This window comes from Mesorhizobium sp. WSM4837 (assembly GCF_055811435.1).
Genome location: NZ_JBVVQE010000008.1, coordinates 126253 through 142043 on the forward strand (window position 1 = coordinate 126253; position 15791 = coordinate 142043).

At 62.7% G+C, this 15791-nt stretch carries 12 protein-coding genes; 10 read left to right on the top strand and 2 right to left on the bottom strand.

The features are described from left to right. The first annotated feature begins 50 nt into the window (after positions 1-50). From AC0L3D_RS06980 to AC0L3D_RS07020, 9 genes are all read left to right on the top strand, one after another. On the top strand, positions 51-1490 hold the full coding sequence (locus tag AC0L3D_RS06980; RefSeq protein WP_473630057.1) for an FAD-binding oxidoreductase: 1440 nt from the start codon (positions 51-53) through the stop codon (positions 1488-1490). 435 nt (positions 1491-1925) lie between these two features. Next, positions 1926-3404, top strand: a complete 1479-nt coding sequence (locus AC0L3D_RS06985) for a DUF2778 domain-containing protein (RefSeq protein ID WP_473643617.1) — start codon at positions 1926-1928, stop codon at positions 3402-3404. A gap of 181 nt (positions 3405-3585) precedes the next feature. After that, positions 3586-4371, top strand: coding sequence for a ThuA domain-containing protein (locus AC0L3D_RS06990; protein WP_473643619.1), 786 nt, complete (start codon positions 3586-3588; stop codon positions 4369-4371). Between the two features lie 78 nt (positions 4372-4449). Continuing rightward, positions 4450-5508: a Gfo/Idh/MocA family protein gene (locus AC0L3D_RS06995; protein WP_473630055.1), complete on the top strand. Its 1059-nt coding sequence runs from the start codon at positions 4450-4452 to the stop codon at positions 5506-5508. A gap of 22 nt (positions 5509-5530) precedes the next feature. Then, on the top strand, positions 5531-5932 hold the full coding sequence (locus tag AC0L3D_RS07000) for a GFA family protein (RefSeq protein WP_027155694.1): 402 nt from the start codon (positions 5531-5533) through the stop codon (positions 5930-5932). Positions 5933-6055: 123 nt separating this feature from the next. Next, on the top strand, positions 6056-6883 hold the full coding sequence (locus tag AC0L3D_RS07005; protein WP_473643620.1) for an N-formylglutamate amidohydrolase: 828 nt from the start codon (positions 6056-6058) through the stop codon (positions 6881-6883). Beyond that, complete coding sequence (locus AC0L3D_RS07010; RefSeq protein WP_473630053.1) at positions 6880-8748, top strand: flavohemoglobin expression-modulating QEGLA motif protein; 1869 nt, start codon at positions 6880-6882, stop codon at positions 8746-8748. The genes AC0L3D_RS07005 and AC0L3D_RS07010 overlap by 4 nt, the downstream gene beginning before the upstream one ends. Before the next feature lie 14 nt (positions 8749-8762). After that, complete coding sequence (locus AC0L3D_RS07015; RefSeq protein ID WP_473630052.1) at positions 8763-9809, top strand: glutathione synthetase; 1047 nt, start codon at positions 8763-8765, stop codon at positions 9807-9809. A 967-nt stretch (positions 9810-10776) separates the two neighbouring features. Continuing rightward, on the top strand, positions 10777-12987 hold the full coding sequence (locus AC0L3D_RS07020) for an adenylate/guanylate cyclase domain-containing protein (protein ID WP_473630051.1): 2211 nt from the start codon (positions 10777-10779) through the stop codon (positions 12985-12987). A 47-nt stretch (positions 12988-13034) separates the two neighbouring features. Here AC0L3D_RS07020 and AC0L3D_RS07025 read toward each other — a convergent pair whose 3' ends face one another. Together AC0L3D_RS07025 and AC0L3D_RS07030 are read right to left on the bottom strand one after the other, a co-directional pair. Further along, positions 13035-13547, bottom strand: a complete 513-nt coding sequence (locus tag AC0L3D_RS07025; RefSeq protein ID WP_023799193.1) for a YHS domain-containing (seleno)protein — start codon at positions 13545-13547, stop codon at positions 13035-13037. A gap of 25 nt (positions 13548-13572) precedes the next feature. Continuing rightward, positions 13573-14241 (bottom strand): ankyrin repeat domain-containing protein, encoded by a 669-nt coding sequence (locus AC0L3D_RS07030; protein WP_473630050.1) that lies wholly within the window; start codon positions 14239-14241, stop codon positions 13573-13575. A 1168-nt stretch (positions 14242-15409) separates the two neighbouring features. Between AC0L3D_RS07030 and AC0L3D_RS07035 the strand changes: the two genes are divergently transcribed. Continuing rightward, positions 15410-15736, top strand: coding sequence for an NnrU family protein (locus tag AC0L3D_RS07035; protein ID WP_473643622.1), 327 nt, complete (start codon positions 15410-15412; stop codon positions 15734-15736). Positions 15737-15791 lie beyond the last annotated feature (55 nt).

Genomic DNA, 15791 nt, shown 5'->3' on the forward strand with positions numbered 1-15791 from the left:
ACTTGGAAACGGGTGGAGGGAAAACGGCTCAAAACATCGGGAGGAAAGCCATGGATAGCATGAGCCTCACCACGCTTGAACGCGGCAAGACGACAGTCGATGCCGCGGTCCTGGAGGCGCTTTCGGCGCAATTGCGCGGCACCGTGCTGAGGGAAGGCGACGCCGCCTATGACGAGGCACGCAGCATCTGGAACGCCATGATCGACCGGCGGCCCGGGCTGATCGTGCGCTGCGCCGGTGCCGCCGACGTTGTCGCCGCCGTCAATTTTGCCAGGGAAAACAGGCTGCTCGTCGCCGTTCGCGGCGGCGGCCACAACATCGCCGGCAGCGCCGTCTGCGACGGCGGCCTGATGATCGATCTGTCGCCGATGAAATCGGTGCGGGTCGATCCGGCGACGCGGCGGGCATGGGTGGAACCTGGCGCGACGCTCGCCGACGTCGACGCGGAAACACAGGCCTTCGGACTGGCGGTGCCGACCGGCATCAACTCGACGACCGGCATTTCGGGCCTGACGCTGGGCGGCGGCTTCGGCTGGATCACGCGGAAGTTCGGCCTGACTATCGACAATCTTCTCTGCGCTGACGTGGTTACCGCCGAGGGCAAACTGCTGCGCGCCAGCCAGACCGAGAATCCGGATCTGTTCTGGGCGCTGCGCGGTGGCGGCGGCAATTTCGGCGTCGTCACGGCTTTCGAGTTCAAGCTCCACCAAGTCGGTCCGCAGGTGCTGTCGGGGCTTGTCGTTCATCCCTTCGCCGATGCCGAAAACGTGTTGCGGGAATACCGAGCGGCGCTCGAAGCAGCGCCCAATGAGCTGACCTGCTGGGCGGTCATGCGGCAGGCGCCGCCGCTGCCGTTCCTGCCGGCCGAATGGCATGGCAAGGAGGTGCTGGTCCTGGCCATGTGCTATTGCGGCGACCTTCAGGGGGGTGAGAAGGCGACACAGAGGCTTCGCGCCATCGGCACACCGATTGCAGACGTGGTCGGTCCCAACCCGTTCACCGGCTGGCAGCAGGCATTCGATCCGTTGCTGACGCCTGGCGCCCGCAACTATTGGAAGAGCCATGACTTCACCGAGCTTTCCGACAGCGCGGTGGAGGTCGTCACGGCGGCGATACCCAGGCTCCCCGGCCCCGAATGCGAGATATTCATTGGCCATGTCGGCGGTGCCGCGGGCCGGGTGACAGCGGATGCAACGGCGTTTCCGCAACGCAGCGCGCACTACGTCATGAATGTCCACGCCCGCTGGCGCGAACCGGAAATGGACCAGGCCTGCATCGACTGGGCGCGGGGTCTCTATGAAGCAGCCAAGCCCTATGCCGCGGGCACGGCCTATGTGAACTTCATGCCCGGGGACGAGGTCGACAGGGTCGAAGCAGCCTATGGCGGCAACTATCGGCGGCTGCTGGAAATCAAGCAGCGATATGATCCGCTGAACCTGTTCCGCATGAACCAGAATTTGCGGCCGATGGAAGCGCAGCGTGCCGCATAGTCTGCGCAGGTATGACAAGGCCCGCGCCTCCAACGGAGGACGCGGGCCTCGTTTCGGATCATGCGCTGGCAGGTGTCAGCCTTTAGCTGACGCCGCCCAGGCAAGGTCTAATCCTTTCGCTTTGTTGACTCGGCCTGCAAAAACGGGCAGCAAAGCCTGGCATGGAGGGCATTTCCGCTATTTTCATAGTTTTGGAGGGAGCCTTTTTTGACATAGACCTTCGCCTAATCGGCGATCGGTAGAGGGATTGGTTAACCAAGTTTGTCCATCTTTTGATTCAATCGGCAACAGACGTGAAGCGTGCCGGGGGGCACCAGGCGACTGTGATTGTGACGGCTGCGAGCCCGCATGCCGCAAGGCCGATTGAGGTTTGGTTGTATGGCGTTGATGCGTTTGAATAACCGGGGTGACAATCCTGATAGTGGATTGCCCTCGATGAGGCCCGGACTGCGCTGGGTCGCGATTCCCGTTGTTGGCGCTGCGATCGCGCTGTGGTCGGCTGCGACCGTGGCCGGCCTCCATTCGGTGGGAACTTCGCTCACCGCCGCCTCCAACAGTCTTCCGCAAAACCTGCTCGCGCCGCGCTCCATGGCGCTCGCCGATCCCCGACACACACTTGTCAATCCACGGGCCAGTTCGTGGGCGCCGTCACTGGTAAGCCGGCAGCGTCAGGCGTCGCTGCTCGGCCGATGCAATGCCGGCTGCGCGCAGGCCGCCGCGAGCTTCGAGCATGAAGGCAAGGTAGCGCGTCTCAAGCCGTTAGCGCGGCCGGATGCTGTGCAGCTTGTCGCCGAAATCTCACCGCAATCGCGCTTCGACAGGGTGGTGGCGAATGCGGCGCTATCGCCGCAAAAGATTGCTGCTGCCTTTGCCCGCGCCTCCGGCGGGGCCGCGCCGTTTGCGGTCGTCAGTCTGCCGACGGGCCAGCGCTTTGCGGAGCCGGTGCGCCTGGCCGATCAGCATGGTCCCGCGTCGGTGCGCTTCGGGCCCGAGATTGCGGAAATCGACCGATCCTCCCGGCTGGCGCTGGCGCTGGCGCTTGCGAATGCATCGCCGGAAGCGATGATCGACGTGCTGCCGCAGGCGACGACGGCCGATTCTGCTGCCACGCAAGAGGGCGAGGTGCAGATGGCGTCGCTGCCGCCGCAGGACGCAATGCCCGGCAGCGTTCCCTTGCCGACTTGGCGTCCGCAGGCGGAAATCGATCAGTCAGACGAGGCGCCCGAGGTCAAGGCACCCGAGGTTAGGGCACCCAAGGCCAATGCGCCCAAGGTCCAGGCATCGAAGGCCGCCAAAGCCCAGTCTCAGCCATCCAAAGCCAACAGGGTGGAGACCGCCGCCGCGCCGCAGATGCCCCGGGCGCCAGCCTTGTCGCCGAGGAGTTCGTCACCGGCGGCGAAACCAAGCATGCAAGAGGACATGCAGGGCAGCCCGGGCAAGCCGGGCAAGCGATCGAAGGCCGCAGACATGCTGGCCTATGCCAAACCCGACAGCCCGGCGGGCGGCGGCGGGGTCTTCGGCAACCTGTTCACCAAGCCCGGCAGCGGCGTCGCCGTCTACGACATTTCGGCGAAAACCGTCTATATGCCGGACGGCTCGCGGCTCGAGGCGCATTCGGGACTGGGCTCGATGGCCGACCAGGCGCGCTACGCCAACCGGAAGAATGCCGGCCCGACGCCGCCCCACACCTACGATCTGAGGCTGCGTGAATCGCGCTTCCATGGGGTGGAGGCGCTGCGTCTCACTCCTATCGACGGCAAGAACAAATATGGCCGCGACGGCTTTCTTGCGCATACCTACCTGCTGCGCGGCCGCCGCGGGGAATCGAGCGGCTGCGTCGTCTTCAAGGACTACGCCAGCTTCCTCGCCGCGTTCAAGAAGGGCAAGATCAAACGCCTCGTCGTGCGCGGCTAAGCAAGCCGCTGATGTGGCGCTCCTTCGCGCCCCCTCTGCCCTGCCGGACAGAGCGGGGCGCTGTCCCGCCGACTTCCAGCCAATTGTCAGCAGCCAGCCTCGAAACCGTTTTCAATCCCGGCCGAGGATACTATGACTGACCTGACCGGGGCGGCGGCTTCAACCGATCAAGAGGAATGTCATGACGATACGCGCTGTCGTTTGGGGCGAGAATATCCATGAGCGGACCAATGAGGTGGTGGCGGGGATCTACCCCGAGGGCATGCATGCAACGATCGCCGACGCGCTGAAGCTCGACCCCGAAATTTCCGTATCGTGGGCGACGCTTGAGCAACCGGAGCATGGCCTGCCGGCCGATCGTCTGGCGCAAACCGATGTCCTCGTGTGGTGGGGACACAAGGACCATGGCGCCGTTGCCGATGAAGTCGTCGAGCGCGTGGCGCGCCGTGTCTGGCAAGGCATGGGGCTGATCGTGCTTCATTCCGGCCATTTCTCGAAGATCTTCAAGCAGCTGATGGGCACGCCCTGCACGCTGAAATGGCGCGAGACCGGCGAGCGCGAGCGGCTCTGGGTGACGAGCCCCAACCACCCGATCGCTGCCGGGATCGGCGAGTATTTCGAGCTTGAGAACGAGGAGATGTATGGCGAGCAGTTCGCCGTGCCGGAACCGCTGGAAACGGTTTTCATCTCCTGGTTCCAGGGCGGCGAAGTGTTCCGGTCGGGGCTGACCTGGCGCCGCGGCGCCGGCAACATCTTCTATTTCAGGCCCGGCCACGAGACCTATCCGACCTATCACGACGCGAATGTCCAAAAGGTGCTGCGCAATGCGGTGAAATGGGCGCACAACCCGCAGGGCGCGCATCCAGCCATCCTCGACGCGCCGAACGTGCCGGTGGAAAGGGCGCTCGAGCCGATCGTCGAGCGCGGCGGAAAGCTCCATGCCGCGGGCGAAGCCGGGTTTCGCTAGACCGCTATCGCGAAGCTTCGGTTCTGAAAAATCCATGATCGAACAAGAAGATAAGGCCTCATCCTAAGGATAAGAATCATGCGTCTCCTGATACTCGGCACCGGCTGGATGGCGGAGGAACACGCCAGGCAGTTCAGCAGGATCGAAGGCGTCGAACTGGTCGGCGCCGTCGATCTCGACCGTGCGCGTGTCGACAAGTTTTCGGACAGCTACGGTATTCCCAACCGGTTCACGTGGCTGGAGGACGCGCTCGCATGGGACAAGTTCGACGCGGTGGCGAACGTGACGCCAGACCGCATCCACCATCCGACGACCATGATGCTGATCGCGGCGGGCAAGCCGGTGCTGTGCGAAAAACCGCTGGCCGAAAATTACCAGCGGGCCAGCGAAATGGCCGATGCCGCCGAGCAAGCCGGCATCATCAACATGGTCAACCTGACCTATCGCAACGTCGCCCCGCTGCAGCGGGCGCGCGCGATGGTGCTTGCCGGCGAGATCGGCACGGTCAGGCACGTCGAAGCGTCCTATCTGCAGAGTTGGCTGGTTTCCAAATTCTGGGGCGACTGGCGCACCGATCCGAAATGGCTGTGGCGGCTGTCACGCGGCCACGGCTCCAATGGCGTGCTGGGCGATGTCGGCATCCACATACTCGATTTCGCCAGCTATGGCGCGGCGCTCGACATCGACCATGTGTTCTGCCGCCTCAGGTCCTTCGACAAGGCGCCCGGCAACCGGATCGGCGAGTACGAGCTCGACGCCAATGACAGCTTCACCATGGCGCTGGATTTCAGCAACGGCGCCTTCGGCGTCGTCCATGCCAGCCGCTGGGCAACCGGCCATCTTAACGAATTGCGGCTGCGCATCTATGGCGACAAGGGTGGTATCGAGGTCGTGCACAATCTGACCGACTCGGAACTGAAAGCGTGCATGGGCGAGGACATCGAGAACGCAAAATGGCAGGTTCTCGATGCCGGAACGGTGCCGACCAACTACCAGCGTTTCGTCGATGCTGTGCGCAACTGCGTCCAGGCCGAGCCGTCGTTCCGCCACGCGGCCGAATTGCAGAAGGTTCTCGACCTTGCCGTAGTGTCGGATCAGAAGAGGGCAGAGCTGAGGGCCCATGCCGAAACCCATTGATGTTCGCTGAAAGGGGCCAGCCATGGTCACGCGCCGCGCCCAATGTTCCTGCGGTCAGCTGTCAGCCACCTGTTCGGGCGAGCCTGTACGCGTCTCTGTCTGCCATTGCCTGGCCTGCAAGCGGCGCACCGGCAGCGCGTTCAGCTTCAATGCGCGGTTTGCGGAGAATGATGTGTCGATCCAGGGACGAGCGGCGGAGTTCACGCGCGTTGGCGACGAAGGCGGCCGTGTCATCTACAGTTTCTGCCCGGATTGCGGCACCACTGTCCATTACCGGATCGATGTCCAGCCCGGTCTGATCGCCATTCCGGTGGGGGCTTTCGCCGACCCATCGTTCCCGCCGCCCTTCCTGTCGTTCTATCACGACAGCCGGCGCTGCGAGTGGGTCGAGGTCCGCACTGAGCCTCTGGCGACGTTCGGCTGAAGCCGTCGTTCGGCTGACGTTTTTGGACGGTTCAGCCTGCTGATCCAGGGCGAGCCAACGATCGCTTGTTCGATGAATTGGAACCGTCCACACTCTCCACGCATTCGATGGACTGTGAACACGATGACTTCCAACAATGATCCGGGCAGCAATGATCCGGGTGGATCACCGGCAGGCTGGACGATCAAGCTCGGAGAGTCGCCTATAGTCGGTACAGCTATCCACAGCGGCACCGACGTTGGCAGGGCTTGTCGATCGCTCATGTGTCTCTCCGATCCCGACCGGCGTAGAGAAGAGGACCCGTTCACCGAGCGTTTCATCGCCGATTTTCCTACCCAGATCATCGTTCATCGGTCACGCTTCCAAGTGGATCTGAACCGTGCGCGAGACGCTGCGGTCTACCGGTCGCCGGACCAGTCCTGGGGCCTGAAAGTCTGGCGAGAGCAGCCGGACGAGCACACCGTTACGGAGTCTCTCTCCTTTCACGACGCCTTCTACAGTGAGCTGAGCCGTGTCCTTGCCGGTATCGAGAAGCGCCATGGCAGGTTCGTTCTCATCGACGTCCATAGTTATAATCACCGGCGCGACGGACGGGAGGCTATGCCTACGTCCCGTGACGTCGCGCCCGACATCAACATCGGTACGTCTTCCATGGACCGCGAGCGCTGGGCACCGGTCGTCGACGCTTTCATCGAGACGCTTCGCGGCCAGCGTCTCAACGGCGAGCCGATCGATGTGCGCGAGAATGTGTCCTTCCAGGGCAAGGGCGAACAGACCCGTTTCGTCCATGCCAATTTTCCGGAAACCGGGTGTGCCATCGCCGTCGAGTTCAAGAAGATTTTCATGGACGAATGGAGTGGCGAACCCGACTGGGGAACAATCGAGCGGCTGCGCGCCATGCTGGCGTCTACGGTGCCCGTCCTGGAATCGGCGCTGCGGGCCATGCGATGAAGCCCAAGCTCGTTGAGCCCGCGCCTCCATTGGCGCAAATCGAATCGGACCTGGACGCGCTTTTGCGGGACGGCAGGCCAATCCGCCGCGATTTCGGCAATGGCAACCGTTTGCACATGGATCGGCCGCTGCCCTTTCTGTGTGTCCATGTTGGGTCGCATCAGGATGCGGCATTCCATGCCGTCTCCGCCAACGCGTCCTATCTGATCGCGGCCGACATCGGCCTCGCCCGCGAGGCCGCGCGGCTGGTGGTGCGAAGGCTGCGCGATCACTGCGGCGCCTTCCTCATGCTGGACATCGGCGAGTTGGCCGAAGACCGGTTCCTGACCGAGGATGTTCCGTTCCTGCCGCCCTTCGAGATTGCGCTGGCCTGCGGCGACACGGCGGCGGAGAAGGCGGCACTGAAGCGCTTCGCCACCGCTGCGTCCGCACGCGAAGCAAAATACCGCACGCCCCGCGTCGACGAACTCAACCCCACGACACGCGCCGAAGCACGGCTTCTGGATGATCTCGGTGATGCGGCGTGCTTGACGGTACGCTTCGCACCGATTTACCGGGTGCCTGGCACCAAGCGCGTCTACCCCGAACTCCACGACCTTGTCGTCGCCAACATGGTCGATTCCGCGCTTCAGGCCGTCAGCGCCTTCCTGAAGGCATCAAGGCTGGAACAGCCGGCAACCCATCGTTCGCTGGGGCGGCGCGCCTATATCGACGCAGTGGTGCGCGCTGATCGGGCGATCGACAACGTCGCGTCGACATTCGATTTTCTGCTTGCCGTCACACCGATCAATGCCGAACCAGCCTGGCTGGAATTCCATGCAGGCGCGTTCGAGCGTGTGCCCGTGCTGCTCTACAGGCCGCTCGAGTTCGAGGTCGCCGGCCAGAAACGGAAGCTCTATTCGGTCTCGCTCGATCATCTGGAAGATCCGCTGCTGACCACGCTGCTCTCGCAAAAGCAGCAGGAGCTCGATCTCCAGCTGTCGATGCTCGCGGCGCGCGAAACGCCCCGCTTCGTCGAACTCGGACGAGCTCTCTATGGTAGCGTCGAGCCGAGCCTGGCGGCGCGAGCACGCGCCATTCTCGAAAAGGCGCCTAGCGTTGCGTCGGCCACCCGGCAGAAGGGCCTGGGCGCCGACGCTGTCGCCGCGGCCGCGCGAGACATGATCGCCGGCTACCGGGCAGCCTATCCCGAATTCGATGCCTCCGTGGAGATCCGCGGCGACCTGCCGGCCGGCCTCCTCGTCTCTCGAAACCGGCTGCTGGTTTCACGCGATACCAACCTTCCACCGGAGCGTCTGACTGCGCTGCTCAGTCACGAGATCGGTGTCCATCTGCTGACCTATTTCAACGGCGATGCGCAGGGGCTCGCCATTTTCCGCAACGGGCTCGCCGGCTATGAGGGCATGCAGGAGGGACTGGCCGTGCTGGCGGAATATCTGGTCGGCGGCATGACCGCAGCGCGGTTGAGGTTGATCGCGGCCAGGGTTATTGCCTGTCAGGCGATGCTCGACGGAGCAACATTCGAGGAGACCTTCCGCATCCTCCACAGGGATTTCGGTCTCGACGATCGCGGGGCCTTCAACGTCGTTCTGCGTGTCTATCGAGGCGGGGGCCTTGCAAAGGACGCCATCTATCTGCGGGGCATGGTGCAGATCCTCGATCATCTGAAGGACGGCGGCAGCCTCACGCCGTTCTGGATCGGCAAGATCTCCGCCGCGCATTTCGGAGCGATCCAGGAACTCAACGCGCGCGGCTTGCTGCGGGCGCCGCGCCTCGAGCCCGCGTTCCTCTCTTCCGACGCGGCGCGTCCGCGTCTCAAGAAAGCGATGGCGGGAATCGGTCCGATCGATATGGTTGAAACTTGAGCGGAGTCTCCTCGATGCGCATTGCGTTCTTTGTCAATTCCATTGAGAGCGAGACGCCCGCCTACACGACGACAGCGTTGGCGCTGGCCGCCGTCCAGCGCGGCCATTCCGTTGTCTATGTTGAACCAGGCGACTTCATACTGCGTCCGGATGACGGTCTGGCTGTCAGCGTAGCGGTTCTGCCGGATGTTTCCTACAAGACGTCCGACAGACTGCATGCTGCTCTGAAGGATGCAGCGAAGCAGAAAAAGACTTTGGCGATAAGCGATATCGACATTGTGTTTCTGCGCAACGATCCATCGCTGGACGCCACCGATCGGCCATGGGCCGCCAACGCAGGCGTTATGTTCGGGCGGCTCGCGGCGGCTCGCGGCGCGATTGTCGTCAACGATCCGGATGGCCTGGGACAGGCGCAGAGCAAGCTCTACCTTCAGTCTTTTCCCGAGGCGGTCAGGCCGGCTACCCTGATATCGCGCAGCATTACCGAGATCCGCGCATTTATCGACAAACGCTCGAAGGGCTGCATCGTCAAGCCACTCCAAGGATCGGGTGGCAAGAACGTCTTCCATATTGCAACGCCCACCGATTCCAACCTCAACCAGATTTTCGAAGCGGCCAGCGGTGACGGCTATCTCATCGCGCAGGTCTACATTCCGGAGGCCAAGGCTGGTGACGTGCGTCTTTTCCTGATGAACGGTCTGCCGCTGGTGCGCGACGGCAATTACGCAGCCTTTCGCCGCCTTCCAGCCAAGGGCGACGTCCGGTCCAATATCCATGCCGCCGGAACAGCCCGCAAAGTCAAGGTAACAGGCACGATGTTGGGCATTGCCGAGATGGTGCGCCCCAAATTGATCAATGACGGCATGTTTCTGGTTGGGCTCGACATCGTCGGGGACAAGCTTCTGGAGATCAACGTCTTCACGCCAGGCGGGCTGACACGGCTCGCCGTCATGTACAAGACGGATTTTGCCACAAGCGTCATCATTGCGCTGGAGGAGAAGCGGACGCTGCGGCAAGCCTATGGAACGGCCATGACAAATTCGCGGCTGGCGACGCTCTGAGGGATGCAGGCAGGCCGGCTAGCAGGCCAACTAGGACGGCAAGTGGGTTGAGGTTCGCACTGAGCCTCTGGCGACATTCGGCTGAAGACGCTGGCCGGCTCTTTCCAGATTAGGGCAGAATCCAATCACTCTGAACGACCGAGTTCAATCCTTGTCTGCCCTTCGTTCGGAGAACTTCTACGGCAAGTTCTGACCCGAAGACGACTGACATCTGCCGCGACGTGGACGGCAGCTTTGCGCCCCATCTCGGCCGTACAGATGAGTTTTGCCGCTTCCCGAAAGCGGACATCATGGGCAACACGCTGTAGGTCGACGTTGCGCCATTTCGTGACCTTTGCGGACGCCGTCAGAAAGGTCCGGTTCCTGACACATTCTGCCTTCGGACCGCGCAATGACGCCCTGAAACCCGTAAGCGTGGCCCCGGCTCGCAGCCCGAGCTAGTGCCGGGTCGGCCGTGGCAGGATTTGACGGAGCACCGTTTGGCACTGCAACCGGTCTCGCTGCATGCCTACTGGGACGGTCTGGTCGGTGACAAAGCAATGCCGCAGAAGGCAGTCGAAGCCGCGCGACGCTGCCGATTGCGCAATCCTCTTCACATTGCTGCATGCGGCGCGGTGCGGGTGTTGCGCGTCCCGCGATAATGCCAGCAAATTGGTGGGCCAGCGTCGCAATCCAGACAACCTGCGCCTGCGCCATGCCTGGGGTCGCGTGTTTGCGAAGCTACATGGCGTCGCGTCTCCCCTTCGGTCCGCGCGGCGGCCTGCTCGAGATCGGCGGTACCGGATCCGCGTTCGCGATCCCCGCAATGCTGCACCAAAACCTGTGTGCTGCACGATTTAGCACAAAGGTTTCCGGCATTGAGCGTTTTCAAAGACTTAGCTTAGTGCTCGACGTGCAGCATTCGACGCTCGGGCTCCTTGGCCGCGCATATGGTCTTACCATGGGGCTTTCCCTATAGTCATGCGCAGTGGAACAGGACCAACATCTGGAACGCAAGCTGGTCGCCATCCTCGCCGCCGATGTGGTGGGGTACAGCCGGCTGATGGGGCTGGACGAGACAGGCACGCTCACCCGGCTCAAGGCGCTTCGCCGCGAACACATAGAGCCGTTGATCGAAGGATATCATGGCCGCGTCGTCAAGCTCATGGGCGACGGCGCGTTGGTCGAGTTCGCCAGTGTGGTCGATGCAGTGGCCTGTGCCGTCGAAATCCAGCGCGTCGGCGCGCAGCAGAACTTCAACGTGCCGGAGAACGCCCGGATCGTGTTCCGCATCGGAATCAACCTGGGTGACGTGATCATCGACAACGATGATTTTTACGGCGACGGTGTCAATATCGCGGCCCGCCTGGAAGGACTGAGCGATCCCGGCGGTGTCGTCATATCCGGAACAGCCTATGATCAAGCCCGCAACAAGCTCGGCCTGACCTTCAAGTCGCTGGGCGAACAGCGCCTGAAAAACATTGCCGAGCCGGTGCGCGCCTATCGCGTGCTGTTGGAGCAAGCCCCTAGTGCCAGGAAGTTGCGCTCTCGGCGGCCGTTGATCGGCGCTGCAGCGCTTTTCCTGGTGCTGGCGGCGGGCCTCGCCGTGGTTCTCTGGCCGCGGGCGGTCGCGCTTCTGCAGGACCAAAGCTCGACGATCTCTGCAGAGGGCAAGCCCTCCATTGCTGTGTTACCCTTTGCCAATCTCGGCCAGAAGGCGGACCAGGACTATTTCGCCGAAGGGCTCACAGACGATCTCATCACCGATCTCTCGAAGGTCTCCGGGCTCCTCGTCATTGCCCGCAACTCCTCGTTCTCCTTTGGGGATCGATCCCTCGACATCAACGAGATCGCGAAGCAGTTGAATGTCCATTACGTGGTCGAAGGCAGCGTTCGCCGGGACGGAAATTCGGTCCGCATCAACGTCCAGCTCATCGACGCCAAAACCGGAAGCAACATCTGGGCCGAGCGCTTCGACCGCGACTACTCCAAGATTTTCGTGCTGCAGGACGAAGTGATCGGGCGCATCGTCGAGGCTCTGTCGGTGCGCCTGACGGAAGGCGAGAAGGCGCAGATTGCTCGCCTGCCGACGCGAAATCTGGAGGCGTACGACTTCTACACCCGCGCCGAGCAGAAAGCGTACGTGGTCGACTTCACGTCTCTCGGTGAGGCTCTGTCCCTGTATCAAAAGGCCATCAAGCTCGATCCGGCGTTCGCGGACGCCTATTCGGGATATGCCCGGGCCACCGTGGACGTGCTCGGCTTCGATTTCCAGCGCCTGATGCTGAGTGCCGTCGCACGGCAGCGCGCCTATCAAGCGGCAGGGCGAGCGCTGGAGCTCAATCCCCAGTCCTCGCGAGCCTATGCCGCGCTCGGCATCCTGCAGATGCTCGACGGCGAGATCGACGAGGCGCTCGCGTCCGTCCGCAAAGCCGTCGCGCTCGACCCGAACGGCGCGGAGGCAGAGCTCAACCTGGCGATCGTGCTGACGTATGCCGGGCAGAACCCGGAGGCACTGGCGGCTATGGAACGGGTGCTGCAGCTCGATCCCAAGCCACGGGCGCAGATCTACGACTATTACGGCTTCGTGCTCTATATGAACCATCAATACGAAAAGGCCCTGCAGGCGCTGAGCCAGGTCCAGCCGGAAGAGCGCAGCGACCTCGGCCTGGAGGCGCTCGCCATGGCAAATGCGCGCCTGGGCCGAATGGCCGAGGCGCGCGATGCGGTTGCAGCAATCCTGAAGAAGATTCCCGCGCAGAGTCTCGCCGGCTTTCGCGTCGTATACGCCCACCACCGGCGGCAGCAGGATCTCGATCATCGGCTGGATGCTCTTCGCTTAGCCGGGTTTCCGGAACGCGCCTTCGATTTTCGTGCGCAGGAGGAGGACCGCCTGGACGCCGAGGCCGTGCGAGCCTTGACGGGCGATCGAACCTGGACCGGACGTCAAAACAATGGCGCACCGTTCGTCATGGAGCTGAGCGCAAACGGAGATTTCGCCCTGAGCTCGCAGGGCAGCATCATCACCGGTACGTCCACGCCGGAGGGCGACCTCTTCTGCACGCAATCCGTAGCGACGTTGCTCGGCCGCAAGTTCTGCGGCCCGCTCTATCGCAATCCCCAGGGGAACCGCGAAACGCAGGACGAGTATGTCTGGCCGGACTCCGTCACGGTATGGTATTTCTCGGTGTCTCAGTGATACGCTCGGTTCGACTCGAGCGACCGCGACATCGCGCCTGAGCCGAGTCAGTTGCCGGCCGCTCTCGCCTCGAATTCCTTCGCTTCGACCGCAGGCCATTCGGCGTCGGCCTTCGCAAGGACAGCGGCGGGGTCGGCATCGAAGTCTTCCTCCAGGCCCTCCTTCCCAGAGAAAAGGAAGAGCTTGCCGTTCACAATGCGCCAGGCTTCCGGGTCAATGTTCGCGGATGCCCCCTTGAATGCCGCATTCAGCGTGCAGAAGCCGCCAAACTGAGGGGCATAGCGCACCGGCTCGGAAGCGAAGGCATCGCGATGTTCGACGCTGGCGAAATACCACGTCGCCCCGAGCCACTTCTTCGAGATCTCGGGCGAACCCATGGTCGCACGACCGTCGGTGAAATACGCCACCGGATCGTAGCCCAGTATGGCGACGTTGCCGAAGTATCCAGTGTTCACTCCATCGACGGCGTAGGATGCGCCAGTGCCAAGGAGCAGGAGGGACGCGGCTGCCACTCCTGCGCAAAGCAAACTGTCAAACGCTCTGGAACGGTTTTGTGTCATGTTTCTCTCCAGTAACCTCGTGAGGTCAGTTTCCCGCGGCCATGCAATCCTTGAGCGCCGCCCCCAATTTTTCCTTGGGTTGGCATTTCGCCCCGCGCTGCTTGAGCAGAACCATCACCTGCGCACTCTGAAAGAACGTCGCCCGGCTGAGAGGTGTAAAGCCGTACTCCTGGATTGCCTCGACCTGTGCACCACGCGCGATCAACAGGTCGGCGACGGCCACCTGGTTCTCTTCGGCCGCTACGTGCAGCGGGGTGATCTTGTGCGTGCTCAACGAATCAACCGCGGCCCCGTGGTCGAGCAGCAGTTCCGCTATCTCCAGGCTTCCTGAATACGCCGCCGCATGAAGCGCGGAGAAGCCGCGGTCGTTGCGGGCGTCGACGTCGGCCTTGGCCTCGATCAGCACCGTCGCTACCTCCACCTTGCCGGCAAGCGCGGCGTCGATCAGTGCAGTCTCGCGGCTTTCGTCGCGACTGTTCACATCCTCGCCTTGTGCAAGGAGCTCGCCGACTTTGGCGGCATCGCCCTCGCGCGCAGCGTCGTGAAGCGGCCCGGCAGTCACCGCACCGGCGGCTAACCAGGAAATGAAAGTAACGACGAGAGCCCGACTGAAAATCCGAAGCCAGCCGGTTCGGAAACGCCTGACCCGCATCGAGAAGGCCCTCGGCAGCAACAATCGCCTCGAGATCGTCATCGTCTAACCCTCCGGGCGCCGTTCGCCCGCGGATGGACGTGTATGAGACCACTCTAATACATTCGGCGCAGCGGAGCCATAGGGTGCGCGAGTCGAACTCGCGCGAGGCGCGCCGTGTGCTCAACTGGCCGTCCGCGATGAAGGTGATCGGCGAGGTTGCCCACAAGGCCGTGATCGCGCGGGACAGCATGAGCCATATCGACGACATTGCCGGTGGGCTGCTGTATGATGTCCCGTGCCCGAGCGCCCCGACGACGTCATCGAAGTCAGCCTCCCGTTCCTGCGGGGCGAGGCGAAGAACGCCGGCATCGACTAAATCGCGTGAGGGCAGACGGCGTGCCCAACAAGGCGACGCGAGAGCGTCAGCCGGTCCCTCTCGACGTGATCATCAATCGCATGCGCTGTCACGAGCGCAGTTCCTACCTGGCGCTCGGGGCGAACAATGACGTCGAGGCCGAGCGGCACCTCAAGAGGCGGACCGCAGCCAGGGCCGCGGTGCCATACGTGATCCGAAGCTGTCCGCGATCGAGATGAACGGCGAGCTTGGGCGCGGGCGTGGTCAACGTCGTCGGGGTAGGCAGTAACGAGGATCGTCGGAATCGCGTAACCCGCCTCGATGAGGTGAAATGTCCGCCTTCCACTCCAATGCGGACCTCCAACGCGGTTCCGTGGAACGGCAGCATCGGGTCAGGTTTTACCGTTCGAGCTGGCCACCGGAATGGGCAACTAGCGCCAGAAACGGATCTATAGGCTGGTCAAACTCAAGGTCGTGTTCGACCATTTCCGGACCTTCATGTACCATGTGCGGAGGGCGGCAATTAGGTCGAAGCAGCATACCGCTCAGCCTTGGATGCCGTGACGACGAGAACGGGCATATCGAACGCTACAGCGCCGCCCGCCCGTTGCCCTCATGCAATTTATGTGAACGGAACGTCGCCACAGGCATTCACCGCGGCGGTTCCGTGCTGAACGCGAAGAACCTGCGCGCAGGCGATGCCGCTGTGCCGTGCCAATCGGCAGCTTCGCCCATTCCAAGATTGCGGGTCCCTGATATATTACTCTGACCATCTCGTTCGCAGAATCCGTTTTGCGCATATGCAGCCGGCAACTCGAGCGAGAGCGTAAGCAAGCCTTCCTTCCCGCCGACGCGCCGAACCTCGGAGGTGTTATGCTAGTACTGGTTTTCGGCCTCGTGATCTTCTTCGGAATCCATTCTGTTCGGATCGCCGCCGGCAGCTTTCGTGATGCGCAAATCGCCACAAACGAGCGGCGCTGGAAGGGACTTTATTCGCTCCTATCGATCATCGGCTTCGTGCTGATCGTCTGGGGCTGGAGTCTTTATCGGCCCAATGCGCCTGAGATCTACGAGCCGCCCTCTTGGGGCCGCCATGTCGCGTCGGTGTTGGTGCTCGCCGCATTCGTCTTTCTGGCAGCCGCTTACTTGCCCACGGGTTCAATCAAGCATCGGCTGAATATAGCGCGACGATCAGGATGAGACGCGCGCGACAATCTGGATGAGACTCTCAGAGCGCGGTCACGGGCAAATTATC